Raw genomic sequence first — 26050 nt, 5'->3', positions numbered from 1 at the left:
CAGCCCATACAGGGCCTCAAAAAAACCATCCAACATGGAGGGGCCGGTGACTAGACCACCGGCCCCTCCATCTCAAAGTCCCTGCTCTGCGAACGGCACGGCCAGCGCCAGGGCCTGGTCCAGCGCAGCGACGTCGACGCCACCGCCCTGAGCCATGTCCGGACGGCCACCGCCCTTGCCACCCACTGCCGCAGCGGCTTGTTTCATCAGGTCACCAGCCTTGAGTTGGCTGGAGAGGTCTTTGGTCACGCCGGCCACCAGCACGACCTTGCCCTCATGCTCGCTGCCCAGCAGGATCACTGCGTGGCCGAGCTTGTTCTTCAGCTGATCGACCAGGGCCAGCAAGGCCTTGCCATCCTGCCCATCCAGGCGGGCGGCGAGGACCTTGGCACCCTTGACCTCAACAGCCGCACTGGAGAGATCATCCCCTGCGGCGCTGGCGGCCTTGGCCTGCAGCTGTTCCAGCTGCTTCTCCAGCTGACGGTTGCGCTCGAGCACAGCCGACAGCTTGTCGATCAGGTTGTCACGGTTGCCCTTGACCAACTGCGCGACTTCCTTGACCTGCTCTTCGGCAGCGTTCAGGTAAGCCAGCGCGGCAGCGCCGGTAACCGCTTCGATACGGCGCACGCCAGAGGCCACGCCACCTTCGCTGATGATCTTGAACAGGCTGATATCGCCGGTGCGCTTGGCGTGGATCCCGCCGCACAGCTCGACGGAGAAATCGCCACCCATGCTCAGCACGCGCACGGTATCGCCGTATTTCTCGCCAAACAGGGCCATCGCGCCTTTGCGCTTGGCGGTTTCGATATCAGTGACTTCAGTTTCCACCGGGGTGTTCTTGCGCACTTCACGGTTGACGATGTCTTCCAGAGCCTTGATCTGCGCAGGCGTCACCGCCTCGAAGTGGCTGAAGTCGAAACGCAGACGCTGGCTGTCGACCAGCGAGCCCTTCTGCTGCACGTGCTCGCCCAACACCTGACGCAGCGCTTCGTGCAGCAGGTGAGTGGCCGAGTGATTCAGCGAGGTGGCGTGCTGCACTTCGGCATCGACCTTGGCTTGGACCGGAGAACCGATCACCAGCGCGCCGCTGGCGACCACGCCATGGTGCAGGAAAGCGCCGCCGGTCTTGGTGGTGTCTTGCACGTCAAAGCGTACGGCGCCCGACTGCAGGTAGCCGGTGTCACCAACCTGGCCACCGGACTCGGCATAGAACGGGGTGCGGTCCAGCACCACGACGCCCTGCTCGCCCTCGCCCAACTGGTCGACCGACTGGCCGTCCTTGTACAGCGCAATGACCTTGCCCTGACCTTCGGTGGTGTTGTAGCCGACGAAATCGGTAGCGGTGTCGACCTTGACCAGGCTGTTGTAATCCATGCCGAAGGCGCTGGCGGAACGGGCGCGCTCACGCTGGGCATCCATTTCACGCTCGAAGCCCGCTTCATCGATGGTCAGCTCGCGCTCTCGGGCGATGTCGGCGGTCAGGTCCATCGGGAAGCCGTAGGTGTCGTACAGCTTGAACACCACGTCACCCGGCACTACGTCGCCCTTGAGCTGGGCCAGGTCCTGCTCGAGGATGCGCAGGCCCTGCTCGAGGGTCTTGGCGAACTGTTCTTCTTCGGCCTTGAGCACGCGCTCGATGTGCGCTTGCTGGCTCTTGAGCTCCGGGAACGCCTCGCCCATCTCGGCAGCCAGGGCGGCGACGATCTGGTAGAAGAAGCTGCCCTTGGCGCCCAGCTTGTTACCGTGACGGCAGGCACGACGAATGATGCGGCGCAGCACGTAGCCACGGCCTTCGTTGGACGGCAGCACGCCGTCTGCGATCAGGAAGCCGCAAGAGCGGATGTGGTCTGCCACGACTTTCAGCGAAGCCTGACCGTCGTTGCTGCAGCCGATGGCCTTGGCCGCAGCGCTCAGCAGGTTCTGGAACAGGTCGATCTCGTAGTTCGAGTGCACGTGCTGCATGACCGCACTGATGCGCTCCAGGCCCATGCCGGTATCCACCGACGGCGCTGGCAGCGGGTGCAGCACGCCATCGGCAGTGCGGTTGAACTGCATGAAGACGTTGTTCCAGATCTCGATGTAGCGGTCGCCGTCTTCTTCAGGGGAACCGGGTGGGCCGCCCCAGATATCGGCACCGTGGTCGTAGAAGATCTCGGTGCAAGGCCCGCACGGGCCGGTATCGCCCATGGTCCAGAAGTTGTCGGAGGCGTAAGGGGCGCCTTTGTTGTCACCGATACGCACCATGCGCTCGGCCGGCACACCGACTTCCTTGGTCCAGATGTCGTAGGCTTCGTCGTCGCTGGCGTAGACGGTGACCCAGAGCTTTTCCTTGGGCAGGTTCAGCCACTTGTCGGAAGTCAGGAAGGTCCAGGCGAAAGTGATCGCATCGCGCTTGAAATAGTCGCCGAAGCTGAAGTTGCCCAGCATCTCGAAGAAGGTATGGTGACGCGCGGTGTAACCGACGTTTTCCAGGTCGTTATGCTTGCCGCCGGCGCGCACGCACTTCTGGCTGCTGACCGCACGGGTGTAGGCGCGCTTCTCGGCACCGAGGAAGCAGTCCTTGAACTGGTTCATGCCTGCGTTGGTGAACAGCAGGGTCGGGTCGTTGTTCGGGATCAGCGAACTGGAGGCGACTCGGGTATGGCCCTGCTCTTCGAAGAAGCGAAGGAAGGCTTCACGGATTTCTGCGCTTTTCATAGGTTCTTCCACGGAAACGGCGGCCCTGGTGGGCAAACGCGTCGACGAAACGACGGCAAAGGGCCGCATTATATCGGTCCTGCAATCTCGGTGCAGTGTGTTTATGCGATGCAAAGCGTCGATTGGACGGCTTTTAAGGCTCATGCAAACGAAAATGACATGACCGGATGCTAAATGCAGGCTTTTGCCGCTGGCAAGCCAATTACCGCTCAAGGGAAGGGAAAATGGAACAGGCGGTGAATTAAATGGTTTTCATGGGCAGCATTCAGCGACGACTGGCCGTTGTAGAAGCGCCCTTGCGCGACAAAAGGCCGCTCCTGCAAGGCAATGCGCAATCTCAGCCCAGGCGCTGCCCCGAGTCCGGGACGATGAGAATGCCGGCGCGCAGCCCGTTCTTGACCTTGGGATTGGGAAAGATGATCCGCGCCCCCTCCTCCTCCACCACCCAGCGCATTTCGGCCAGGTCCTCGGCCAGCAGATAACCTTTGCTCAGCTCGGAGAAGTTCTCGATATCCACCGGCAGGTGCAGGCGGAAGCCCTCACTGTGCTTGATGATCTCGCGAGCCACACTGAACAGTTTAAGACCATCGAGCGAATCTTCGGCCTCAGGCTCATTGCCTTCGATGATCTGGATCAGGCGCTCCTCCAGCTTGTCGAGGTTGACCTGCTCGTTCTGCCCGAACGGCCGTGCCTTGCCAAGCTCCAGGGTGAACGCCTCTGCATCTAGCTGCTCATAGGTGAAAGCACTGAAGGTGATCGATGACTTGCTCTGCAGCAGCACCGCCTCCATGCCGGCAGCAGCCAGGCGAGCCAGCTCGCGGCGGGAATGCTTGCGCCCCTCTTTGTAGGGGTAAAGGGCAAACTGCTCGATCTTGGAGCCACGAATGGCGGTATGCAGGTCGTAATGCAGGCGGGTACGCTCCGGCTTGCTGAAGAACACCCGGGCGAACTGCTCAAGTTCCGCGGCACGCAATGCCTCGAAACCACTGGAAAGCTCGTGACGACCATTGAACAGGCGGTTGATGTCCTGCTCGATGAAGCGCTCGCCCTTGCGGATGGCCGCAGGGTTGCCGAACAGGAACATCACACGAGAACGCGGCTTGATCTTGCCATTGGCCACGCCATGCAGCAGCCGTTCGAGCAATTCGATCGGGGCCGTTTCATTGCCATGGATACCGGCCGACAACAGCAGGTCCAACCCGCAATCGTCGCCTTCGGGCGGACGCACCTCAAGTGCGCCCTCCCCCAGCCAGCGTAAACGCACGCCCTTGGGTGTGACTTGGGTCTTCTCGGCCGGCTCATGATCGGTCAGGGTCAGCTCAAGCAATTTGCCAAGGGCGAGCATAGGCGCTTCCTTAGTGGTCGTGGCCGCAGTCGGGGCCATGGACGTGGTCATCGTCTTCACCGACTTCTGCCGGTTCCATCTCCAGCTGCAGGCTGACCAGGTTGGTAGCCATCGGGCGCAGCAGCAGGTTGGCGTACTCGGTGTCGTTCTCATCGACGTCGACACCGATCAGCAATTGGCCACGGCCGTCTTGCTGAATCCACACTTCCTTGCCCTGCCAGACAACGGCAAAGCGGGTGCAGGAGGTTTCCAGCTGGGTGCCGTCTACATCTTCAAGGATCAGGCGCAGGGCGTCGGTCATTACAAAATCTCTCTTCAAGGTTGGCGTTGGAACGGATAGACCGAGCCCAACTTCAGAATCTGGGTCAACTCATCCAGCGCCGTACGGCATTCGACCAGCAACTGCGGGTCGGCAAGGTCCGCTTCGCCCAGGCGGTCGCGGTAGTGCTTGTCGACCCACTGCAACAGTGTGTCGTACAGCGGGGCGGTCATGATAACGCCTGGATTGACCGCCGCCAGTTCCGATTCCTTCAAAGCCACGCGCAAGCGCAGGCATGCCGGGCCGCCGCCGTTCTGCATGCTTTGCTTGAGGTCGAACACCTTGACCTCCTTCACCGCGCCACCTTGGCTGGTCAGTTGCTGCAGGTAGGCCCAGACGCGCTCATTGTTGCGGCACTCCTCTGGCACCACCAGCAGCATCGAGCCGTCGTCGCGGCTGAGCAGCTGGCTGTTGAACAGGTAGGAACGCACCGCATCCTCTACCGCCACCGCTGCCCGTGGTACACGGATGGCCTGGAAGTTGCCACCCTTGCTGGCCAGTTTAGCCTGCAGCTGGCCAAGCACCGCGTCAGTCTCAAGGAAAGCATCTTCGTGGTAGAACAGCACCTCGCCATTGCCCACCGAAATCACATCGTTGTGGAATACACCCTGATCGATCACTGACGGATTCTGTTGAGCGTAGACCACACCGTCCTCGCTCAGACCGTGAAGCCGTGCTACGGCCTGTGAAGCTTCCAGGGTCTGGCGCGCCGGATACTTCTGCGGCGCGGGATAGCGGCTGTCGAACGCGCTGCGACCGTAGACGAAAAACTCAACGCCCGGCTCGCCGTAGCTGCGGCAGAAGCGCGTATGGTTGGCCGCGCCCTCGTCGCCGAACTGCGCCACGGCAGGCAGCGCCGGGTGATGGGCAAAGTGCTGCTCATTGCTGAACATGGCGGCCAGCACACGGCTGGTGGTCGGATGCTCGATGCTGCGGTGGTACTTGCAGTTGAGGTTGGCCGCGGTGAAATGCACGCGGCCATCAGCGGTGTCGGCGCTGGGGCTGACGGTGGCCGCGTTGGCCACCCACATGCTCGATGCCGAACAACTGGCGACCAGCAGCGGCATGGCCTCTTTGGCCGCGCGCTGGATGACTTCGGCATCGCTGCCGCTGAAGCCCAGGCGACGTAACGCCGCTACGTCGGGGCGCTCCTGCGGCGCCAGCACACCCTGCTTGAAGCCCATGTCGGCCAGCGCTTTCATCTTTGCCAGGCCTTGGCGCGCCGCTTCACGCGGGTTCGAGGCCTGCTGGCTGTTGCTCTGCGAGGCCACGTTACCGTAGGACAGGCCGCCGTAATTGTGGGTAGGCCCCACCAGGCCATCAAAATTCACTTCATAGGATTTCATCGGCTAGGCTCCGTGACCTGTTGTTATAGGGTGACGCCCGGCGTCAGGGTCGCCGGCAGGGCAAGGCTGGCAGTCTCCAGCGAAGCCACGGGGTAAGCGCAGTAATCGGCGGCGTAATAGGCGCTGGCGCGATGGTTGCCACTGGCGCCTACCCCCCCGAACGGCGCGCTGCTGGCGGCACCGGTCAGTTGCTTGTTCCAGTTGACGATGCCGGCGCGGCTGCGCAGCCAGAAGTACTGGTAGCGGGCACGGGAGTCTGACAACAGCCCGGCTGCCAGGCCGTACTGGGTGTTGTTGGCCTCGTCGATGGCGGCATCGAAGTCGGTGTAACGAATCACCTGCAGCAGCGGGCCGAAAAACTCTTCGTCGGGCCGGTCGGCCACGGCGGTGACATCGATGATGCCCGGGGTCAGCAGTGCGGCATCGGCCTGGGGCTGGGTCATCTCCAGCAACTGGGTAGCGCCCTTGGCGAGCAGCTCAGCCTGCGCCGCGACCAGCGCCCGCGCAGCCTGCAGCGAAATCACCGAACCCATGAAGGGTGCCGGCTGCTGATCAAAAGCGCCGACCGTGATGCTTTTGCACACCTCGACCAACCGTATGACCAGCGCATCGCCCCATGCGCCCTGCGGCACCAGCAGGCGGCGAGCACAGGTGCAGCGCTGCCCAGCGGAGATGAACGCCGACTGGATGATCGTGTATACCGCCGCGTCGAGGTCCTTGACCTCATCCACCACCAACGGGTTGTTGCCGCCCATTTCCAGGGCGAGGATCTTGTCCGGACGGCCGGCGAACTGCTGGTGAAGCAGGTTGCCGGTACGGCTGGAGCCAGTGAAGAACAAGCCATCGATACCTGGGTTGGCAGCCAGCGCCACGCCCGTTTCACGTGCGCCCTGCACCAGGTTGAGCACGCCGGCAGGCAGGCCCGCGGCGATCCAGCAATTGACTGTCAGTTCGGCGACCTTGGGGGTCAGCTCGCTGGGCTTGAACACCACACAGTTACCGGCCAGCAGCGCCGGTACAATGTGGCCATTGGGCAAGTGGCCGGGGAAATTGTAGGGGCCGAACACCGCCACCACTCCGTGGGGCTTGTGCCGCAGTACGGCGGTAGCATCGGCCAGCGGGCCGCTTTTCTCACCCGTGCGCTCGCGGTAGCTCTGTATCGAGATCGCGACTTTGTTGACCATGCTGGTGACTTCGGTAGCCGACTCCCACAGCGGCTTGCCGGTTTCCTCGCCAATACAGTAGGCCAGTGCCTCGGAATGCTGCTTGAGCTGTTCGGCGAACTTTTCCAGCACGTCGATGCGCGCCTCCAGGCTCAGTTGCGCCCAGGCCGGAAAAGCCTGACGCGCGGCCTGCACGGCAGCGTCGACCTGGCCGGCATCGGCGCCCTGCCCTTGCCAGACAACGGCTTGCGTGACCGGGTTGAGCGACTGCAGGGCTTCACCCTGGCCGGCCTGCCAGCTGCCGGCGATGTAATGCGTGGTCATTTACTGGGCCTCCCGGCTTGCCGACAGCGGCACGGCGCGCACATTGTCGCCAGCGCCCATGCGCAGGCGCTTGGCGGTTTGCGGGTCGACCACCAGGGTGCCCGCAGCCAGACGTGCGGGCGCGGCAGTGATACGGCAGTCATCGCGCTTGCGGTTATGGATGATGTAAGGGGTTGCGTCATCGCCAGGCGTACCGACGGCCAGCACCAGGGTCTGGCTCTCGCGTACGGCACGGATCTTCGAGGTTTCGCACTCGATGGCCGGGCCTGCGTCGAAGATGTCGACATACCCCTGGTAGCTGAAGCCTTCCTGCTTGAGCATGGCCAGGGCAGGCTCGGTGTCGGTGTGCACACGGCCGATGACGCTGCGCGCAGCCTCCGACAGGAAGCAGGTGTACAACGGGAACTTGGGCATCAGCTCGGCAATGAACGACTTGTTGCCCACGCCAGTGAGGTAGTCGGCCTGGCTGAACTCCATCTTGAAAAAGTGCCGCCCAAGGCTCTCCCAGAACGGCGAACGGCCCTGCTCGTCAGACATGCCACGCATTTCGGCGATGATCTTGTTGCCGAACAGTTCCGGGAACTCGGCGATGAACAGCATGCGCGCCCGCGACAGCAAGCGGCCATTGAGCCCGGAGCGGTGGTCGCTACGCAGGAACAGTGAACACAGTTCGGAGTTGCCGGTCAGGTCGTTGGCCAGGAACAGGGTGGGGATTTCGCGATAGATGTTCAGCTCCTGCGAGGCGCTGACGGTCAGGCCGACCCGGTAGTTGTACCAGGGCTCGCGCAGGCCGACGGCCCCGGCGATGGCACTGATGCCGACCACCAGGCCTTCGTCGTTCTCCAGCACGAACAGGTAGTCGGTGTCACCGCGCTCGGCTTCACCACGGAAGCTCTTCTCGGCCCAGCCGACACGATGCCCGAGGCGCTCCTCGTTGGCCGGCAAGGTGGTCAGCCCGGTGGTACCGGTGCTGCGTGCCAATTCGATCAGCGCAGGTAAATCGCTGCTGCGTACAGGACGAACGATCATGCTATCTCCTTGTGCGGCAACTGTAGCTACCGCAAAACTCTCTGTTCCCAGACCTCAGACCGCGACCAGGCGCACGCTGGCGCCCTCGCCCACACCCAGCGCCTCGGCAGCCTCTGCACTGAGGCTGACCGGCTTGCCCGGCACCCAGTCCAGTTCGACCAGCACCGCGCGGTAATCCTGCAGTTGGCCGTTGCACACCAGGTACGGGCGCCCGCCCTTGACCGGCCCTTCCTCGAGCTTGACCGGCACCACCCTGCTCTGGGCGATCGAGCGGATGCCCGAGGCACGCGCATGCAAGGTCGGGCCTCCATCGAAGATGTCGATATAGTGCTCGGTCTCGAAGCCCTCACGCATGAGGATGTCGAAAGTGATCTGCGCGCGCGGATGCACCTGGCCCATGGCTTCCTGGGCAGCGTCCGGCAGCAGGGGCACATAGATCGGGTAGTGCGGCATCAGTTCGGCGAGGAAGGTACGGCTTTTCAGGCCGCACAGACGCTCGGCGTGGGCATAGTTGAGGTCGAAGAAGTTGCGCCCGATGGCATCCCAGAACGGCGACTCGCCTTGCTCGTCGCTGTAACCGACGATTTCGGTGACCACCGAGTCGGCAAAGCGCTCCGGGTGCGAGGCCATGAACAGCAAGCGGCCACGCGAATTCAGCTCGGCCCAGCCACTGTTCACCAGTTCAGGCAGGACATAGAAGCTGGTCAGCAGGCTGTTGCCAGTGAGGTCATGGCACAGCGACAAGACGTGGATCTTGTTGTGGATCTTCAGTTCGCGGGAGGCATGCACGAAGGTTTCGTTGCGAAAGCTGTAGAACGGCTCGGAGTAGCCCGCCGAGGCGACGATTGCCGAGCAACCGGCCAGCTTGCCGGTGACACTGTCCTCGAGCACGAAGAAGTAGCTTTCTTCGCCATTGAAACTGACTTCGGCAGCGAACGACGTTTCCGAGGCGGCGATCTTGTCGCCCAGACGGGCAGCGTCGTCCGGCAGCGAAGTGACACCAACGGGGCTGTCGGCAGCCATGCGCTGCACTTCGTTCAGATCAGCCATTTGCGCGGGGCGCATCACCAGCATGGTGTCACTCCTTTGGAAAAACTGGCCGCTTTCGCGGCACGGAAAAACGGCGGGCGCGTGTTGAGTCTGCAAGCACGCGCCCGCACTGGAATTCTGCTATCACCGGCCCGCTCGGGGCCGGCGAAAGGACCGCCGGCGAATCAGGCCTGGGTCAGTTTGGCCACAGCCCGCTCGAAGCGGTCCAGGCCTTCATCGATATCGGCATCTTCGATCACCAGGCTCGGCGCGAAGCGCACCACGTCCGGGCCGGCCTGCAGTACCATCACGCCTTCCTTCTCGGCGGCATTGAGGATGTCCTTGGCCTTGCCCTGCCAGGCTTCGGTCAGCACGCAGCCGATCAACAGGCCGACACCACGCACCTGAGAGAACAGGCCGGCCTGCTGGCCGATCTTCTCCAGACGCACCTTGAAGCGCTCGTGCTTGGCTTTGATACCGGCCAGGGTTTCTGGGGTGTTGATCACATCCAGCACCGCGCAGGCAACGGCACAACCCAACGGGTTACCGCCATAGGTAGTGCCGTGGGTGCCGACCGCCAGATGCTTGGCAAGCTCACTGGTGGTGAGCATGGCGCCGATCGGGAAACCACCACCCAGGCTCTTGGCGCTGGTCAGGATGTCCGGCGTCACGCCGTAGTGCTGATAGGCGTACAGCGAGCCGGTACGGCCCACACCGGTCTGCACTTCATCGAAGATCAGCAGGGCGTTGTGTTCGTCACACAGCTTGCGGGCGCCTTCCAGGTACGCCTTGTCGGCCGGGACCACACCACTCTCGCCCTGGATCGGCTCGATCACCACGGCGCAGGTCTTGTCGGAAATCTGTGCCTTCAGCGCTTCCAGGTCGTTGTAGGGCACATGGCTGATGCCGGTGATCTTCGGGCCGAAACCGTCCGAGTACTTCGGCTGGCCGCCGACACTGACGGTGAACAGGGTGCGACCGTGGAAGCTGTTCACGGCGGAGATGATTTCGTGCTTGTCGGGACCGAAGCGGTCATGGGCCACACGACGGGCCAGCTTGAAGGCGGCCTCGTTGGACTCAGCGCCGGAGTTGCAGAAAAAAGCACGGTCGGCAAAGGTGGCATCGACCAGTTTATGTGCCAGGCGCAGTGCCGGTTCGTTGGTGAAGACGTTGGAAACGTGCCAGAGGGTATTGGCCTGGTCGGTCAGGGCCTTGACCAGTGCCGGGTGGCAGTGGCCCAGGGCGTTTACCGCAATGCCACCGGCAAAGTCGATGAGCTCGCGACCCGACTGGTCCCATACGCGGGAACCCTCGCCTCGCACAGGAATGAAGGCCGCCGGAGAATAGTTGGGGACCATGACCTGGTCGAAATCGGCACGTTGCACCGGGGCTTGCTCAACGGACATCTGAGTCTCCTGAAGAGGAACGCTGGCCTGGAAGTGGCGAGCGATGGGGGGATTGTAAGGACTGATCTGCGCCTGTCCTTGCGGCCAAGCGACAACTTGTTACAGCGCAAAACCCAGTTTTACCCAGGCTTTCGGCAATGCGACAAACACTGTCGCAATCGCGCAGTGTAACGGCAGAGCGGGACTGGGTGAACGGGTGTTCACATAAGAAGACATGCCGGCTGTACCGGCGGCAACCCGATCAGTATGAGAGCCGGCCTGCCGGCGATGGAAGCGCATTGCGCAGGGAAGCTTTCAGCCCTTTTCGGCAGGCGCCGAACTCAATTCGAAGGGGCTGCTGTTACGCCGCTGGTTGCGGTCTTCCCGTGGCGTGGCGCCAAAGAAATTGCGGTAGGCGCTGGAGAAATGCGGGCCGGAGGAGAAACCACAGGAAAGGCCGATCTGGATGATCGATTTGCTGGTCTGCATCAGCATCTGCCGCGCCTTGTTCAGCCGCAACTCCAGGTAATACTGGCTGGGCACCCGATTGAGGTACTGCTTGAAGATACGCTCCAGTTGCCTGCGCGACACGCATACATGCTGAGCGATTTCGTCAGTGGTCAGCGGCTCTTCGATGTTGGCTTCCATCAACAGCACCGCCTGGGTCAGCTTCGGATGGCTGGAGCCGAGGCGGTTCTGCAGCGGAATGCGCTGGCGCTCCCCCCCCTCACGAATGCGCTCGACCACCAGCTCCTCGGAAACCGCACCAGCCAGCTCAGCCCCGTGATCACGCGCCAGCACCGCCAGCAGCAAGTCGGTCACCGCCATACCGCCGCAAGCGGTCAGGCGATCACGGTCCCAATCGAACAGATGGCTGGTGGCGATGACCTTGGGAAAGCGCTCGGCAAAATCGTCTTGCCAGCGCCAATGCACCGCAGCGCGGTAACCATCGAGCAGGCCGAGCATGGCCAACGGATACACACCCGCAGACAGCCCGCCAATAATGCAGCCGCTACGGGCCAATTGCTTGAGGGCCGAGGACAGCGCCGACCCCAGCGCCTGGGGCAGCTCGTCAGCGAGCAGGAACAGCTTGTGACAACCCTCCAGGCGCCCGTTCCAGGGCTCGCCGGGCAGGCGCCAGGCGCCATCCTGCGCAGGTTCGGCCTGCAGAAAGGCCAGCTCGTAAACCACATCAGGATGTACCCGCTGGGCCACCAGCAATACTTCCTCCGCCAGCGCCAACGTCAAGGGCTTGGTGCTTGGCCAGATGAGAAAACCGATTCGCTGGGTGGTCATAGGGTAAGGTCCGAAACCTGAAGTCGTTCGAGTCTGTGGCGCCAAGGCAGACTGCGCACTGCTGCGCAGCATGCCCTATTCTGGTGCGAAGGTGCAGCCTTTACTTCAGGCTGCCAGAGAGAAACTGCTTGAGCCGCTCCGATTGCGGGTTGGCCAGCACTTCGCGCGGGCAGCCGGTCTCTTCGACCAGGCCTTTGTGCAGGAACACCAACTGGTTGGACACTTCGCGGGCAAAGCCCATCTCATGGGTCACCACCACCATGGTCCGGCCTTCCTGGGCCAGGGCCTGCATGACCTTTAGCACATCGCCGACCAGTTCGGGGTCGAGCGCCGAAGTCGGCTCGTCGAACAGCATCACTTCAGGCTCCATCGCCAGCGCTCGGGCAATCGCCACACGCTGCTGCTCACCGCCGGACATATGCCCCGGGAAAGCATCCTTGCGATGGGCGACGCCCACCTTGGCCAGATAATGTTCGGCTTTTTCCAGGGCTTCTTTCTTGTTTACGCCAAGCACGTGCACCGGCGCCTCGATGACGTTTTCCAGCGCGGTCATGTGCGACCACAGGTTGAAATGCTGGAACACCATCGACAGCCGCGAGCGCATGCGCTGCAGCTGGCGCGGGTCGGCAGCCTTGAGCGCGCCGTCCTTGCCGGCGACCAGCTTCAGCTCTTCGTTGTTGAGCAGTATCTTGCCGGCGTGCGGCTGCTCGAGCAGGTTGATGCAGCGCAGGAAGGTCGACTTGCCCGAACCGCTGGAGCCGATAATGCTGATCACATCGCCTGCCTTGGCCGCCAGGGACACACCCTTGAGCACTTCATGGCTGCCGTAGCGCTTGTGCAGGTCTTGGACTTCTAGTTTGTACATGCTGTCGGTTCTCACAGAGCGTTCAGTGCTTGCGCGGCGCCAGGTAGCCGAGCCAGCGGCGTTCGGCCATCTTGAACAGGCGCACCAGGATGAAGGTCAGGCACAGATAGAACACGCCCGCCGTGATGTAGGCCTCGAAAGGCAGGTAGTACTGGGCATTGACCGTACGTGCGGCACCGGTGATGTCGATCAGGGTCACGATCGACGCCAGGCTGGTGGTCTGCAGCATCATGATCACTTCGTTGCTGTACTGCGGCAACGCCCGGCGCAGGGCCGACGGCAGCAGGATGCGACGGTACATCTTCATGCGGGACATACCCATGGCCTTGGCCGCCTCGATCTCGCCGTGCGGGGTAGCCTTGAGGCTGCCGGCGATGATTTCGGCGGTGTAGGCACTGGTGTTGACGGCAAATGCCAGGCACGCACAAAACGTGGCGCTCGATAGCAATGGCCAGAAGATGCTTTCGCGCACTGCCTCGAACTGAGCCAGGCCGTAGTAGATCAGGAACAGCTGCACCAGCATCGGCGTGCCGCGGATCACATAGGTGTAGAGCCAGGCCGTGAGGTTGACCACCGGCTGCTTGGACACCCGCATCAAGCCCAGCGGCACAGCCGCCAGCAGGCCGAAGAACAGCGATATCGCCAGCAGCTTGAGGGTGGTCAGCAGGCCGCCGAGGTACAGCGGCATGGCCTCCCAGATGACGTTGTAATCGAAAATCATAGCTCAGCCACCTTGACGCCCACCGAGTAGCGCTTCTCGAGATACTTCAGTGCCAGCAGCGAGACACTGGTCAGCACCAGGTACAACGCCGCCACCGCCAGGAAGAAGGTGAAGGGTTCGCGGGTGGCGTCTGCCGCCTGCTTGGCCTTGAACATCATGTCCTGCAGGCCGACCACCGAAATCAGTGCCGTCGCCTTGGTCAGTACCAACCAGTTGTTGGTGAAGCCCGGGATCGCCAGGCGAATCATCTGCGGTACCTGAATACGGAAGAATACCTGCCGGTTGCTCATGCCATAGGCCGCGCCAGCTTCGGCTTGGCCCTTGGGAATACCCAGGAACGCACCTCGGAAGGTTTCTGACAGGTAGGCGCCAAAGATGAAGCCCAGGGTACCGATGCCTGCGACCAGCGGGTTCAGGTCGATGTAGTCGTCATAGCCCACCAGCGGCCCCAAACGGTTGATGATGTCCTGCCCGCCGTAGAAGATCAGCAGGATCAGCACCAGGTCCGGAATACCCCGGATCACGGTGGAATACATATCGCCCAACCAGGCCAGCCAGCGCACCGGCGACAAGCGCAGCGCCACGCCAATCAGGCCGAGCACAATGGCCAGGGCCATCGACGACAGGGCGAGCTGCAGCGTCAGCCACGCCCCGTCGAGGATGACTGCCCCGTAGCCTTTCAACATGATGAGGTCCTCGACCTAAAGAATGAAAAATGGTGCAAACCTCAGAGCCTCTGCTGTTTGCACCATTGCACAGGTGAAACTCGACGTGTTACTTCGAGTCTGGACCGTAGATGTCAAAGTTGAAGTACTTGTCCTGGATCTGCTTGTACTTGCCGTTTGCACGGATCGCGTCGATGGCCTTGTTGATACGCTCGCGGTTGGCATCGTCACCTTTGCGCACGGCGATGCCGATGCCGTCACCGAAGTATTTCGCGTCGGTGAACGAAGGACCAACGAAGGCAAAGCCCTTGCCGGCGTCGGTTTTCAGGAAACCGTCTTCCAGCAGGGTGGCATCAGCCACGGTGCCGTCGAGGCGGCCAGCGGCCACGTCGAGGTAGATTTCGTTCTGGGTGCCGTACGGAACCACGGTGGCACCTTTGGCGCCCAGCACTTCCTTGGCGAAGCGGTCGTGGATCGAGCCGCGCTGCACGCCGATCTTCTTGCCTTTGAGTTCATCCAGGCTGTCGCTGACGGTAGCGCCGTCCTTCATCACCAGGCGCGCTGGGGTCAGGTAGTAGCGCTTGGTGAAATCGACCGATTTCTTGCGGTCATCGGTAATCGACATGGACGACAGGATGGCGTCGATCTTGCGCACCTTCAGCGCCGGGATCAGGCCGTCGAACTCCTGCTCGACCCAGGTGCACTTGGCTTTCATCTCTTCACACAGGGCGTTGCCGATGTCGTAGTCGAAACCGGCGATGCTGCCGTCGGGCTGCTTGAAGGCGAAGGGTGGGTAGGCCGCTTCGATACCGATTTTCAACGGTTTTTCATCAGCCTGCGACACCAGGGAAAACACGGAAAGCGCCAGGGCGCCAAGCAGTGCGAGCTTCTTCATCAGGTAACTCCATCGGTACGGGGCATTACAAGGCAGGAGTAACAACTGCCCGATATGCGAATGGGTACAACGCGAGCCGCGCAGGGTTCGACCAAGGTCGCAGACCACGAGCGAGTGAGTGGCATTTTAACGACAGCCCGGTAGTCGATATTTCTTCAAAGCGACAACTACTTACAGAAGCGCTTGAAACGGCAGCGGGCGAGGTTGACAGCCTTTGCAAGATATGCAAGAGCGCAAGGAAAATAACCTATAGAACTAGCAATTACTGGGCCTATTATTGGCAAAGCCTTGTACGACGGCAAGTGTAGCGTGCTGCACTGCAAGAAATGGCGCCGCGAACGCACCGAAACGGGTCATGAGTGTTCCCGCTCGCCCCGCAGCTGTGCGTAATCGGTGACAGAAGAGTTACCGATGAATGTCGGGTAACAGTAAAGCAAAAACCCCGCCGGTTGCCCGTGCGGGGTTTTCGTGCGAAGCAGGACTGCCCTGCAGTCCCGCTCATTTCATCAGGCCGACGCCAGGTTCATTGCCTTGTGGGTATCAATCAAATGCTGCACCACGCCCGGGTCGGCCAGGGTGGAGATATCACCTAGCGAGCCGTATTCCGCCGTGGCGATCTTGCGAAGGATACGTCGCATGATCTTGCCCGAGCGCGTCTTCGGCAGCCCTGGTGCCCACTGGATAACATCCGGCGAGGCAATCGGGCCGATCTCCTTGCGCACCCAGTTCTTCAGCTCCATGCGCAACTGCTCGGTAGGCTCCACGCCGGCATTGAGGGTCACGTACACATAGATGCCCTGCCCTTTGATATCGTGCGGCACCCCCACCACCGCAGCCTCGGCCACTTTGGCATGGGCGACCATGGCGCTTTCGATCTCTGCGGTACCCATACGGTGGCCGGAAACGTTGAGCACGTCATCCACCCGGCCCGTGATCCAGTAGTAGCCATCCTCGTCACGGCGCGCGCCGTCACCGGTGAAGTACATGCCGCGGAACGTCTTGAAGTAGGTATCGACGAAGCGGTCATGATCGCCATACAGCGAGCGAGACTGGCCCGGCCAGGAATCGAGGATCACCAGGTTGCCCTCGGCGGCACCATCGATCAGGTTGCCCAGGTTGTCCACCAGCGCCGGCACCACACCAAAGAACGGACGGGTCGCAGAACCCGGCTTGAGGCCCGTGGCGCCCGGCAGCGGGCTGATCAGGATGCCGCCGGTCTCGGTCTGCCACCAGGTGTCGACGATCGGGCAACGCTCCTTGCCGACGGTCTTGTAGTACCAGTTCCAGGCCTCAGGGTTGATCGGCTCACCGACCGAACCCAGCAGGCGCAGGCTCGAGCCGTCGGCACCCTCAACGGCCGCCTGCCCTTCGGCCATCATGGCGCGAATCGCTGTAGGTGCGGTGTAGAGGATGTTGACCTTGTGCTTGTCGACGATCTTCGACACCCGGGTAATGTCCGGGTAGTTAGGTACGCCCTCGAACAGTAGCGTGGTCGCACCGTTGGCCAGCGGCCCGTAGACGATGTAGCTGTGGCCGGTGACCCAACCGACGTCAGCGGTGCACCAGTAGACCTCGCCGGGGCGGTAGTCGAATACGCGTTCGTGGGTCAGCGCGGCGTACACCAGGTAACCACCGGTGGTGTGCAGCACGCCCTTGGGCTTGCCGGTTGAGCCGGAGGTATAAAGAATGAACAGCGCCTCCTCGGCACCCATTTCCTTAGGCGCGCAATGGCTGGAGGCCACCTTCATCAGGTCTTCGTACCAGATATCTCGGTGCTGGTGCCAGGCAATGTCACCACCGGTGCGCTTGCACACGATGATTTTCTGCACGCTGTTGGTTTCAGGGTTGGTCAGCGCCAGGTCCACGTTGGCCTTGAGCGGAGTACGGCGGCCACCGCGCAAACCTTCGTCGGCGGTGATCACCACCTTGGACTTGCAATCGATGATGCGCCCGGCCAGCGCTTCAGGCGAGAAGCCGCCAAACACCACCGAGTGAATCGCACCGATGCGGGCACAGGCCAGCATGGCAACCACGGCCTCAGGGATCATCGGCATGTAGATGGTCACTACATCCCCACGGTGCACGTCCTGCCCGCGCAGGGCGTTGGCGAATTTGCAGACCTGCTCGTGCAGTTCGCGATAGGTAATGTTGCGGTGCTCGGAAGGGTCGTCACCTTCCCAGATGATTGCCAGTTGGTCGCCGCGCTCTTCGAGGTGGCGGTCCAGGCAGTTGGAGGAGACGTTGAGAGTGCCGTCGGCAAACCACTTGATATCGACATGGTGATCGTCGAAGGAAGTCTGCTTGACCTTGGTGAAAGGCTTGATCCAGTCAATGCGCTGGGCCTGCTCACGCCAGAAGCCGTCCGGGTTGATCACCGATTGCTGGTACATGGCCTTGTAGGTGGCCTCGTCGGTCAGGGTAGTGGCCGCAACCTCGGGACGAACGGGATACAGTGGAGCCGCACTCATCTGTGTTACCTCGGTGTAATAGTTGTTTTTGTATGGAACCGTTTGTAACTGTACCAGAGCGGCAAAAGCCATACGACGATGGTAGTAACGCGACAGGTTGCGCACCTTGTGGACGGCCGGAAAGGCTCTAGGCCGCAGCTGGCAACCCGGCGAGAGGGGAAAGCAAAAGATTTTCCCGGGGGATTGTTACAGTTTCTGTCAAAAGGCGAAAAAACTTTATCAAAACGCCCACTGTTTCCCTTAATTACCGAAGCATAAGATTCACTACGCCAGCAACGGCAAAGGCGATTAACAACTGGTAACAGTCACAGCCCCCACGAAGGCAACTCGTTAATCGCGCGCTAATCCGATAGTTGAAAACTTGGCTGTATTCGCGGTGCCACAAGCGCCGCGTGCCCCCTCACGACCTTAGACAGGTAAATAGAAAATGAAAGCGTTACTGGTATTGGTACTTGGTAGTCTTTGCAGCGCGGCAATGGCCGATGAAGCAAAGGATGCCGAGCAGATTCCGGTTGAACAGTACAGTTATTCGCAGCACCTGGATATCGCCCGCGTCATCTCCATGAGCGAAGTGCCAAACGTGTGCGAAGTCGTGCCGGCCCGCATGACCTACGAGGATTCCAAGGGTCAGAAGCACATTCTCGAATACCGCGTCATGGGTAACGGCTGCTCCAACGGCTGATGAATGATTTGGGCCCTGCGGGGCCCATTCGTCAACAACCCCACGATGAACAGTGTTGAGTTTAATCCACCCGCCACTCCGTCACTCATTCGACTTGCCCAACGAATAATCCCGCAACTTGTTGGCAATGGTTGTATGTGAAACACCCAGTCGCTTGCCCAGCGCCCGGCTACTTGGATATTCCCCGATCAGACTTTCCAGTACAGCCTTTTCAAAGCGCCCGACAATCTGCGAAAGATCACCTTCAAGGGTAAATTCACCCAAGGGTTGCCGCACGCCGTAATCCGGCAGGCGGATATGCTCGCCTTTCACTATTCCGCCTTCGCACAGCGATACCGCCTGGAACAATACGTTTTCCAGTTGCCGGACATTGCCCGGCCAATGGTAGTGCGCCAGTTTGTCCATCGCCGCAGGCGCCAGGCGCGGCATGGCACAACCAATCTGCCGGCTGGCCTGATCGAGAAAGTGCTGCACCAACCCCTCCAGGCCGTCCATGCACTCGCGCAACGGCGGTATGTGCAACGACAACACATTGAGGCGATGGTACAGGTCCTGGCGGAATTCGCCCCGAGCGCACAATTCGGAAAGGTCCACCTGGGTTGCGCAGATCACCCGTACATCCAGGTACACCTCCTCATCACTGCCTACACGACGGAAGCAGCCGTCCTGCAGAAAGCGCAGCAGCTTCACCTGCAGGCGAGGGCTCATCTCCCCCACCCCATCGAGGAACAGTGTCCCACCAGCGGTCAACTCCAGCAGGCCCAGTTTGCCTTCGGCGCGCGCGCCCTCGAACGCACCGGGGCCATAACCGAACAGCTCGGTTTCCGCCATGGACTCTGGCAGGCCGGCACAATTGAGGGCCATCAAAGGCGCCTGCCCCCGCGGGCTAGCCAGGTGGCAGGCACGCGCCAGCAGTTCCTTGCCGGTACCTGTCTCGCCTTCGATCAGCAACGGTGCATCCAGCGGCGCCATGCGCCGCGCCTCACGCACCACCGCCGCCATCACACGCGAGCTTTGGAAGATGCTGTCGAAACCGCGCAGCTCCTGCTTGCGCACGTTATAGATGCGCTCGCCGATGCGGTCGGCACGGTGCAGGGTCAACACCGCGCCAGCCAATGCCTCGCTGTCGTCATGCTCGGACTGCAAAGGTGCGATGTCGGCCAGAAAAATGTCACCTTTGACCTTGACCCGCAGGCCATTGATTCGCGATTTGTTGGCCCGCACCAGTTCCGGCAGGTCGAAGTCCTCGACATAGCGCGCCAATGGGATGCCCGGCACCTCGTCGACCCTCACGCCCAGCAACTGCGCGGCGGTGCGGTTGGCGGCGACGATACTGCCGCCCATGTCGACCGACAGCACCGGGAAATCCAGCGCCCCCAGCAGCGCGTTGAGCTCCATGTGCCGTCGCTCGCTGGGCATCAGGCCGACACGCTTGACCCCGAAGACCCCGGCGATGGACTCGAATTTCGGGCGTAGAGCCTGGAACTGCAGGTTTATCAGGTTCGGGCAATGCAGGTAGATGGCATTGCCATGGTCGCCACCGACCTCACCACGGAGCACGTTGATACCGTACTCCACCAACAGGTTGAGGATGTCGCGAAGGATGCCGATGCGGTTCTGGCAATGCACTTTGATACGCATGAAAGCTCTCGAAGCGGCGAAGTTTTTAAATCGGCCGCATAATATTCGTAAAGAAAAGCTGACAAAAACACAGCAAGGGCCAGCTCGACACACCGAATTTTCCGCGATGCCGCCATGTTTGTAAAATTATCGTTACGAAAAACGCCTTGAAACTGCAGTTCAGGCGTTCTGACACCGGGTGCAATCGGGCAGATGAAGGGATATTTCTTAGGTATGTCGTGGACATAACAATAAAAGCCCTCACCAGGAGAGCCACATGAAACAGACGCAATACGTGGCGCGCGAGCCCGATGCGCAAGGCTTCATCGACTACCCGCAGCAAGAGCATGCGGTATGGAACACGCTGATCACCCGCCAGCTGAAAGTCATCGAAGGCCGGGCATGCCAGGAGTACCTGGATGGCATCGATCAGCTCAAGCTGCCCCATGACCGCATTCCGCAACTGGGCGAGATCAACAAAGTGCTGGGCGCCACCACCGGTTGGCAGGTTGCCCGTGTGCCGGCACTGATCCCCTTCCAGACCTTCTTCGAGCTGCTGGCCAGCAAACGCTTCCCGGTCGCCACGTTCATCCGCACCCCACAAGAGCTGGATTACCTGCAGGAACCGGACATCTTCCACGAGATCTTCGGCCACTGCCCGCTGCTGACCAACCCCTGGTTCGCCGAGTTCACCCACACCTATGGCAAGCTGGGCCTGGCCGCGACCAAGGAACAGCGCGTGTACCTGGCGCGCCTGTACTGGATGACCATTGAGTTCGGCCTGATGGAGACCGCACAAGGCTGCAAGATCTATGGCGGCGGCATCCTCTCTTCGCCAAAAGAAACCGTCTACAGTCTGTCCGGTGAGCCGGAGCACCAGGCCTTCGACCCGATCGAGGCCATGCGCACCCCCTACCGCATCGACATCCTGCAGCCCCTGTACTTCGTGCTGCCGAACCTCAAGCGCCTGTTCGACCTGGCCCACGAAGACATCATGGGCATGGTCCAGCAAGCCATGCAGCTGGGGCTGCATGCGCCGAAGTTTCCACCCAAGGTCGCCGCCTGAGCGACCTTGCCGACAACAACTCGAATCGGAAAACACCTCATGAATGCCTTGAACCAAGCCCACTGCGAAGCCTGCCGCGCCGATGCGCCGAAAGTCACCGACGAGGAACTGGCCGAACTCATCCGCGAGATTCCGGACTGGAACATCGAAGTACGTGACGGTCATATGGAGCTGGAGCGTGTGTTCCTGTTCAAGAACTTCAAGCACGCCCTGGCATTTACCAACGCAGTAGGCGAAATCGCTGAAGCCGAAGGTCATCACCCAGGCCTGCTGACCGAATGGGGCAAGGTCACCGTGACTTGGTGGAGCCACTCCATCAAGGGCCTGCACCGCAACGACTTCATCATGTGCGCGCGGACCGACAAGGTTGCCGATACCGCTGAAGGGCGCAAGTAACACGTTGCAAAAGGCCGCTGCGCGCCCTGTTCGCGGGGCGCGCAGCGGCCTTGTTGTGTCAGGAAAATGTCCGGTATCCGCCCGCAAAACCGACAAGCGACCGGGAAAAATTACAAACTGTCATCCAGACTTGTGTATCCTGCCTCAGCTTTGCGAAGCTCCAAACGCGCCTGGCGCAGCCTTTTGACTCACACTTGCGAGGAACGACGAGATGCACGAAATCCCGAATCTTCCCTTCCCAAGCCTGAACCCCGAAGAGCAAACCGTTGCCGCTCATTCCGAACCGGCGCCTGCCGTCGAGGATGGCGACGATCAATCCAGCGCTGACCAGGAATAACCGCGCATCCCCCCGACTGTGTGAAAACGGCTGACTTTCGGACTACCGCTGTCATCACGTTTTCACACCGTCCAGAACTTCTGCCACGTAGGCCCCCATGCCCGACTCACCGCGCCCCCTTGCGGTCACCCTGCAAGTCGTCTCCATCGTCCTGTTCACCTTTATCGGCTACCTGAACATCGGCATACCCCTCGCCGTGCTGCCTGGCTACGTGCACAACGACCTGGGCTTCAGCACCGTCGTCGCCGGCCTGGTGATCAGTGTGCAATACCTCGCCACCCTGCTCAGCCGCCCCACAGCCAGCCGCATCATCGACAACCTGGGCAGCAAGAAAGCCGTCATGTATGGCCTCGCCGGTTGCGGCCTGAGTGGTGTTTTCATGCTCGCCTGCGCCTTCCTCACCCACCTGCCTTGGCTGAGCCTGGCCTGCCTGTTGGTCGGCCGCCTGGTATTGGGCAGTGCAGAAAGCCTGGTGGGCTCGGGTTCGATAGGCTGGGGGATTGGCAGGGTCGGCGCTGAAAACACCGCTAAAGTCATCTCCTGGAACGGGATCGCCAGCTATGGTGCGCTGGCCATCGGTGCCCCACTGGGCGTACTGATGGTAAAGCACCTGGGACTGTGGAGCATGGGGGTGAGCATCATCCTGCTATGCGCGATAGGCCTGCTGCTGGCATGGCCAAAACGCGCTGCGCCGATTGTCAGCGGCGTGCGTATGCCGTTTCTGCGGGTGCTGGGCAAAGTGTTCCCGCATGGTTCGGGGCTGGCTTTGGGCTCGATCGGCTTTGGCACCATCGCCACCTTCATCACCCTGTACTACGCCAGCCGTGGCTGGGCGAATGCAGCACTGACCCTGAGCCTGTTCGGTGCCAGCTTCATCTGTGCGCGGCTGCTGTTCGGCAATCTCATCAACAGGATTGGCGGGTTCAGGGTGGCGATCGTGTGCTTGTCGGTCGAGACACTGGGCCTGCTGATGCTGTGGCTGGCACCCAGCGCAGAGCTCGCCTTGACCGGAGCGGCGCTCAGTGGCTTCGGCTTCTCGCTGGTTTTCCCGGCGCTGGGCGTGGAAGCGGTGAATCAGGTTTCGGCAGCCAACCGCGGGGCGGCGGTGGGGGCATACTCGCTGTTCATCGACCTGTCACTGGGCATTACCGGGCCACTGGTGGGCGCGGTGGCGTCGGGGTTCGGGTTTGCTTCGATGTTTCTGTTTGCGGCAGCGGCGGCGTGCTGCGGGCTGGTGTTGAGCCTGTACCTGTACCGTCAGGCGCGGCGTTTCAGGCATATTTGAGCGCATGTGGGGGGCGCTACGCCCCCCTTTCGCGACACGAGGCCGCTCCTACGGGTAACCGCGTACCTCTGCAGGAGCGGCCTTGTTTCAGCGGGCGTACTGCAACACCACTTCCAGCGGATGGCGCATCTGCCGCTCGGTCATGCGCTTGACCTGGCTACGGCACGAATAACCGGTTGCCAGGGCCTCGCCCTCCTTGTCCAGCTTGGTCGCCCAGGACTGTTCGAAGATGGTCCGCGACGTCTCCTGGTTACGTGCCTCATGCCCGTAGGTACCGGACATGCCGCAGCACCCCGTGGCCTCGGTCACCAACTTCAGGCCCAGGCGCGCGAACACCTGCTCCCATTGCCGGGTACTGGCCGGCACGTTGGTCTTCTCGGTGCAGTGCGCCATCAGGCGGAAGTTGCCGGGCGCGGCGTGCGCCTGCTCGGGCAGCACATCCATCAGCCATTCCTGGGGCAGCAACACCTTCGGGCAGCCCTCCAGGCCCGGCACCTTCTGGTACTCCTGGCGGTAGACCAGGGTCATGGCAGGGTCAAGGCCCACCAGCGGTACACCACAGTCGGCCAGGGCCTTGAGCTGGGTGGCATTACGGATTGCCGCCTTGGCAAAGGCCCCCAAAAAGCCCTGCACGTGCAGCGGCTTGCCATTGGCACTGTAAGGCGCCAGGAACACGCGGTGGCCCAGGCGATGGGCCAGCTCGATGAAGGCGGCCAGCAGTGGTGTCTCGAAGTAACGGGTGAAGGCATCCTGCACCAGCACGATGCTGCGCTCGCGCTGGGCCGGGGTCAGTTCACGCAGCGCCGGCACACTGGCCACGCCAACCCGGCAGCGCGTGAGGGTGGACTGGAAGTTGAAGCGGCTGATCAGCGGGCTGTCGACCATGCCGACCTTGTCCGCCAACAAACTGCTGACCCACTTCGACCCCATCACCGCGTTGTACAGCCCTGGTGCATGGGCCAGGTAGGGGATGCTGAACTCCAGCGAACCGATCAGGTAATCACGCAGCGGGCGCTGGTAGCGGCCGTGGTACAGCTCGAGGAAACGGGAGCGGAAGTCCGGCACGTTGACCTTGATCGGGCACTGGCCTGCACATGACTTGCACGCCAGGCAGCCGGCCATGGCGTCGTAGACCTCATGGGAAAAGTCTTCCTGGCCCTGGTTGCGTGCACGGTTGTTGCGCAGCCGTGCCGGCAGTCCCTTGAGCCAGGACACCTTGTTGCGCGCCGCAGCCAGCACATCGATGTTCGCCTCACCCTGCAGGCGCAGCCATTCGCGCATCAACGAGGCGCGCCCCTTGGGCGAATGCTGGCGCTCACGGGTAGCCTTCCACGAGGGGCACATGGCGTCATTGGGGTCATAGTTGTAGCAAGCACCATTGCCGTTGCAGTGCACGGCACTGCCGAAGTCCTGCCATACACGCTCGTCGATGGTGCGGTCGAGGTCGCCACGCAAGGTTACGCCATCGACCCTGGTCAACCCTTCGGCGCTGCCTGGCGGGGTACAGATCTTGCCGGGGTTGAGCTGATTGCGCGGGTCGAAGGCACCTTTGAGCCGCTGCAACGCCGGATACAGCTCACCGAAGTACTCCGGCACATATTCCGAACGCAGCCCCTTGCCGTGCTCGCCCCATAGCAAGCCGCCATAGCGCTTGGTCAACGCCGCCACGGCGTCGGAAATCGGCTTGACCAGTGCCGCCTGGGCGGGGTCTTTCATGTCCAGTGCCGGGCGTACGTGCAGCACGCCGGCGTCGACGTGGCCAAACATGCCGTAGGCCAGGCCATAGCCGTCCAGCAGCGCGCGGAAATCGGCAATGTAGTCGGCCAGTTGCTCCGGCGGCACTGCGGTATCTTCAACGAAAGGTTGCGGGCGCACCTCGCCCTCGACGTTGCCCAACAGGCCCACCGAACGCTTGCGCATGGTGTAGACCCGAGTCACGGCCTCGGCCCCTTCGGCCAGGGTATGGCCCAGGCGCTCGACACTGGTGTCGCGCTGCAGGTGGTCGATGAAGGCTTCAACCCGAGCATTGACCTCGGCCGGCTCATCGCCACAGAACTCCACCAGGTTGATACCCAAGGTGGGGCGCTCCGGGTCGGCCGGGAAGTACTCGGCAACGCTGTGCCAGACGATGTCTTTCATCGCCAGCATCAGCACCTTGGAGTCCACCGTCTCGATCGACAACGGCTTGTGCGCCATCAGCGCATTGGCATCGCGCAGCGCGTCCATGAAGCTGGTGTAGCGGACGTTGACCAGCACCGCATACTTGGGAATCGGCAGCACGTTGAGCTTGGCTTCGACCACATAACCCAACGAACCCTCGGCGCCGCACAGCACACTGTTGAGGTTGAAGCGGCCCTGTTCGTCGCGCAGGTGCGCCAGGTCGTAGCCGGTCAGGCAGCGGTTGAGCTTGGGGAAGGTGGTTTCGATCAGCTCGGCCTGGGTTTCCTGAATTTCGCGGGCAGTCCGATAGACCTCACCCACCCGACCGGGCGCAGCACAAGCCTGCTCCAGTGCAGCGTCGTCGATCGGCAGGCTGTGCAGGCGCTCGCCACCGAGCAGCACGCTGTGCAGTTCCAGCACGTGATCGCGAGTCTTGCCGTAGGTGCAACTGCCCTGGCCGCTGGCGTCGGTGTTGATCATGCCGCCAACGGTAGCGCGGTTGGAGGTGGACAGTTCAGGCGCAAAGAACAGCCCGTGCGGCTTGAGCGCGGCATTGAGCTGGTCTTTGACCACGCCAGCCTGCACCCGCACCCAACGCTCCTGGACATTGATTTCGAGGATGGTGTTCATGTGCCGCGACAGGTCGACCACGATACCGTCGGTCAGCGATTGGCCATTGGTGCCGGTGCCGCCACCGCGCGGGGTCAGTTTGACCTGCTGGAAGCGTTCTTCGCCCATCAGCGCGGCCACCCGCGCCACATCGTCGGCGTCCAGCGGGAACACCGCCGCCTGGGGCAGGCGCTGGTAGATGGAGTTGTCGGTAGCCAGCACGGTACGGGTACCGTAATCGGCGCTGATCTGGCCACGGAAGCCGCTGCTGCGCAGGGCTTCGAGGAATTCTGGGTAGGCGGCGGTCGGCGCAGTGGTCGGCAGCTGGGCGATCATCGAAGGATGGCC

Annotated in this window: 21 protein-coding genes; 5 read left to right on the top strand and 16 right to left on the bottom strand. The window is 61.8% G+C overall.

Annotated elements, in window-relative coordinates:
- Positions 1-72: 72 nt before the first annotated feature.
- From alaS to acs, 14 genes are all read right to left on the bottom strand, one after another.
- A complete protein-coding gene (gene alaS / locus IWW33_RS18360; RefSeq protein ID WP_174142110.1) occupies positions 73-2697 on the bottom strand; it encodes an alanine--tRNA ligase in 2625 nt (874 codons plus the stop codon).
- A gap of 337 nt (positions 2698-3034) precedes the next feature.
- Positions 3035-4042 carry a succinylglutamate desuccinylase gene (gene astE, locus IWW33_RS18355; RefSeq protein WP_046785389.1) on the bottom strand — a complete coding sequence of 336 codons (1008 nt, stop codon included), beginning with the start codon at positions 4040-4042 and terminating at the stop codon, positions 3035-3037.
- A 10-nt stretch (positions 4043-4052) separates the two neighbouring features.
- Positions 4053-4343 (bottom strand): hypothetical protein, encoded by a 291-nt coding sequence (locus IWW33_RS18350; protein WP_039602667.1) that lies wholly within the window; start codon positions 4341-4343, stop codon positions 4053-4055.
- Between the two features lie 14 nt (positions 4344-4357).
- The gene (astB, locus tag IWW33_RS18345) at positions 4358-5707 is read right to left on the bottom strand and encodes an N-succinylarginine dihydrolase (protein WP_125924513.1); all 1350 of its coding nucleotides are present in this window, start codon (positions 5705-5707) and stop codon (positions 4358-4360) included.
- Positions 5708-5730: 23 nt separating this feature from the next.
- Positions 5731-7194, bottom strand: a complete 1464-nt coding sequence (gene astD, locus IWW33_RS18340) for a succinylglutamate-semialdehyde dehydrogenase (protein WP_119687580.1) — start codon at positions 7192-7194, stop codon at positions 5731-5733.
- Positions 7195-8223 (bottom strand): arginine N-succinyltransferase, encoded by a 1029-nt coding sequence (astA, locus tag IWW33_RS18335; protein ID WP_012315596.1) that lies wholly within the window; start codon positions 8221-8223, stop codon positions 7195-7197.
- 54 nt (positions 8224-8277) lie between these two features.
- Positions 8278-9297 carry an arginine/ornithine succinyltransferase subunit alpha gene (gene aruF, locus IWW33_RS18330; RefSeq protein WP_046785392.1) on the bottom strand — a complete coding sequence of 340 codons (1020 nt, stop codon included), beginning with the start codon at positions 9295-9297 and terminating at the stop codon, positions 8278-8280.
- Positions 9298-9437: 140 nt separating this feature from the next.
- Complete coding sequence (locus IWW33_RS18325) at positions 9438-10658, bottom strand: aspartate aminotransferase family protein (protein WP_119687581.1); 1221 nt, start codon at positions 10656-10658, stop codon at positions 9438-9440.
- Between the two features lie 294 nt (positions 10659-10952).
- Positions 10953-11933: a transcriptional regulator ArgR gene (gene argR / locus IWW33_RS18320; RefSeq protein ID WP_115274157.1), complete on the bottom strand. Its 981-nt coding sequence runs from the start codon at positions 11931-11933 to the stop codon at positions 10953-10955.
- A 100-nt stretch (positions 11934-12033) separates the two neighbouring features.
- On the bottom strand, positions 12034-12798 hold the full coding sequence (aotP, locus tag IWW33_RS18315; protein ID WP_012315600.1) for an arginine/ornithine transport ATP-binding protein AotP: 765 nt from the start codon (positions 12796-12798) through the stop codon (positions 12034-12036).
- Positions 12799-12820: 22 nt separating this feature from the next.
- A complete protein-coding gene (locus tag IWW33_RS18310) occupies positions 12821-13519 on the bottom strand; it encodes an ABC transporter permease (protein ID WP_115274156.1) in 699 nt (232 codons plus the stop codon).
- Positions 13516-14205 carry an ABC transporter permease gene (locus tag IWW33_RS18305; protein ID WP_012315602.1) on the bottom strand — a complete coding sequence of 230 codons (690 nt, stop codon included), beginning with the start codon at positions 14203-14205 and terminating at the stop codon, positions 13516-13518. Before IWW33_RS18305 ends, IWW33_RS18310 begins: the two co-directional genes overlap by 4 nt.
- 88 nt (positions 14206-14293) lie before the next feature.
- The gene (locus IWW33_RS18300; RefSeq protein ID WP_115274155.1) at positions 14294-15079 is read right to left on the bottom strand and encodes an ABC transporter substrate-binding protein; all 786 of its coding nucleotides are present in this window, start codon (positions 15077-15079) and stop codon (positions 14294-14296) included.
- Positions 15080-15585: 506 nt separating this feature from the next.
- Complete coding sequence (gene acs / locus IWW33_RS18295) at positions 15586-17547, bottom strand: acetate--CoA ligase (protein WP_174142111.1); 1962 nt, start codon at positions 17545-17547, stop codon at positions 15586-15588.
- A gap of 427 nt (positions 17548-17974) precedes the next feature.
- Between acs and IWW33_RS18290 the strand changes: the two genes are divergently transcribed.
- On the top strand, positions 17975-18229 hold the full coding sequence (locus IWW33_RS18290; protein WP_012315605.1) for a DUF2790 domain-containing protein: 255 nt from the start codon (positions 17975-17977) through the stop codon (positions 18227-18229).
- A gap of 81 nt (positions 18230-18310) precedes the next feature.
- Here the strand turns inward: IWW33_RS18290 and IWW33_RS18285 are convergent, their stop codons facing one another.
- Positions 18311-19870 carry a sigma-54-dependent transcriptional regulator gene (locus IWW33_RS18285; protein WP_174142112.1) on the bottom strand — a complete coding sequence of 520 codons (1560 nt, stop codon included), beginning with the start codon at positions 19868-19870 and terminating at the stop codon, positions 18311-18313.
- A gap of 256 nt (positions 19871-20126) precedes the next feature.
- Here IWW33_RS18285 and phhA point away from each other — a divergent pair, with 256 nt between their 5' ends.
- The 4 genes from phhA (at position 20127) to IWW33_RS18270 (ending at position 22933) form a co-directional block, all read left to right on the top strand.
- On the top strand, positions 20127-20915 hold the full coding sequence (gene phhA / locus IWW33_RS18280) for a phenylalanine 4-monooxygenase (RefSeq protein ID WP_012315607.1): 789 nt from the start codon (positions 20127-20129) through the stop codon (positions 20913-20915).
- Between the two features lie 39 nt (positions 20916-20954).
- The gene (locus IWW33_RS18275; RefSeq protein ID WP_039604830.1) at positions 20955-21311 is read left to right on the top strand and encodes a 4a-hydroxytetrahydrobiopterin dehydratase; all 357 of its coding nucleotides are present in this window, start codon (positions 20955-20957) and stop codon (positions 21309-21311) included.
- 211 nt (positions 21312-21522) lie between these two features.
- On the top strand, positions 21523-21648 hold the full coding sequence (locus IWW33_RS26865) for a hypothetical protein (RefSeq protein ID WP_256345817.1): 126 nt from the start codon (positions 21523-21525) through the stop codon (positions 21646-21648).
- A gap of 97 nt (positions 21649-21745) precedes the next feature.
- The gene (locus IWW33_RS18270) at positions 21746-22933 is read left to right on the top strand and encodes an MFS transporter (RefSeq protein ID WP_115274154.1); all 1188 of its coding nucleotides are present in this window, start codon (positions 21746-21748) and stop codon (positions 22931-22933) included.
- Positions 22934-23020: 87 nt separating this feature from the next.
- On the opposite strand, the gene IWW33_RS18265 is transcribed toward IWW33_RS18270, so the two are convergent.
- The gene (locus tag IWW33_RS18265; protein ID WP_119687583.1) at positions 23021-26038 is read right to left on the bottom strand and encodes an FAD-binding and (Fe-S)-binding domain-containing protein; all 3018 of its coding nucleotides are present in this window, start codon (positions 26036-26038) and stop codon (positions 23021-23023) included.
- Positions 26039-26050: the final 12 nt, after the last annotated feature.

The organism is Pseudomonas sp. M2, assembly GCF_015751845.1.
Lineage (GTDB): Bacteria > Pseudomonadota > Gammaproteobacteria > Pseudomonadales > Pseudomonadaceae > Aquipseudomonas > Aquipseudomonas putida_E.
Note: the sequence above shows the minus strand (reverse complement) of the source record. Positions and strands in the feature narration are given on the sequence as shown.

What these genes read in the sequence shown, in the direction of transcription:
- astE (WP_046785389.1), bottom strand. Translation starts at nt 4,042, where the DNA reads ATGCTCGCCCTTGGCAAATTGCTTGAGCTGACCCTGACCGATCATGAG.
- IWW33_RS18270 (WP_115274154.1), top strand. Translation starts at nt 21,746, where the DNA reads ATGCCCGACTCACCGCGCCCCCTTGCGGTCACCCTGCAAGTCGTCTCC.
- IWW33_RS18285 (WP_174142112.1), bottom strand. Translation starts at nt 19,870, where the DNA reads ATGCGTATCAAAGTGCATTGCCAGAACCGCATCGGCATCCTTCGCGAC.
- astB (WP_125924513.1), bottom strand. Translation starts at nt 5,707, where the DNA reads ATGAAATCCTATGAAGTGAATTTTGATGGCCTGGTGGGGCCTACCCAC.
- alaS (WP_174142110.1), bottom strand. Translation starts at nt 2,697, where the DNA reads ATGAAAAGCGCAGAAATCCGTGAAGCCTTCCTTCGCTTCTTCGAAGAG.
- IWW33_RS18275 (WP_039604830.1), top strand. Translation starts at nt 20,955, where the DNA reads ATGAATGCCTTGAACCAAGCCCACTGCGAAGCCTGCCGCGCCGATGCG.
- acs (WP_174142111.1), bottom strand. Translation starts at nt 17,547, where the DNA reads ATGAGTGCGGCTCCACTGTATCCCGTTCGTCCCGAGGTTGCGGCCACT.
- IWW33_RS26865 (WP_256345817.1), top strand. Translation starts at nt 21,523, where the DNA reads ATGCACGAAATCCCGAATCTTCCCTTCCCAAGCCTGAACCCCGAAGAG.
- argR (WP_115274157.1), bottom strand. Translation starts at nt 11,933, where the DNA reads ATGACCACCCAGCGAATCGGTTTTCTCATCTGGCCAAGCACCAAGCCC.
- IWW33_RS18290 (WP_012315605.1), top strand. Translation starts at nt 17,975, where the DNA reads ATGAAAGCGTTACTGGTATTGGTACTTGGTAGTCTTTGCAGCGCGGCA.
- aotP (WP_012315600.1), bottom strand. Translation starts at nt 12,798, where the DNA reads ATGTACAAACTAGAAGTCCAAGACCTGCACAAGCGCTACGGCAGCCAT.
- astA (WP_012315596.1), bottom strand. Translation starts at nt 8,223, where the DNA reads ATGATCGTTCGTCCTGTACGCAGCAGCGATTTACCTGCGCTGATCGAA.
- aruF (WP_046785392.1), bottom strand. Translation starts at nt 9,297, where the DNA reads ATGCTGGTGATGCGCCCCGCGCAAATGGCTGATCTGAACGAAGTGCAG.
- IWW33_RS18300 (WP_115274155.1), bottom strand. Translation starts at nt 15,079, where the DNA reads ATGAAGAAGCTCGCACTGCTTGGCGCCCTGGCGCTTTCCGTGTTTTCC.
- IWW33_RS18305 (WP_012315602.1), bottom strand. Translation starts at nt 14,205, where the DNA reads ATGTTGAAAGGCTACGGGGCAGTCATCCTCGACGGGGCGTGGCTGACG.
- IWW33_RS18350 (WP_039602667.1), bottom strand. Translation starts at nt 4,343, where the DNA reads ATGACCGACGCCCTGCGCCTGATCCTTGAAGATGTAGACGGCACCCAG.
- IWW33_RS18310 (WP_115274156.1), bottom strand. Translation starts at nt 13,519, where the DNA reads ATGATTTTCGATTACAACGTCATCTGGGAGGCCATGCCGCTGTACCTC.
- phhA (WP_012315607.1), top strand. Translation starts at nt 20,127, where the DNA reads ATGAAACAGACGCAATACGTGGCGCGCGAGCCCGATGCGCAAGGCTTC.
- astD (WP_119687580.1), bottom strand. Translation starts at nt 7,194, where the DNA reads ATGACCACGCATTACATCGCCGGCAGCTGGCAGGCCGGCCAGGGTGAA.
- IWW33_RS18325 (WP_119687581.1), bottom strand. Translation starts at nt 10,658, where the DNA reads ATGTCCGTTGAGCAAGCCCCGGTGCAACGTGCCGATTTCGACCAGGTC.
- IWW33_RS18265 (WP_119687583.1), bottom strand. Translation starts at nt 26,038, where the DNA reads ATGATCGCCCAGCTGCCGACCACTGCGCCGACCGCCGCCTACCCAGAA.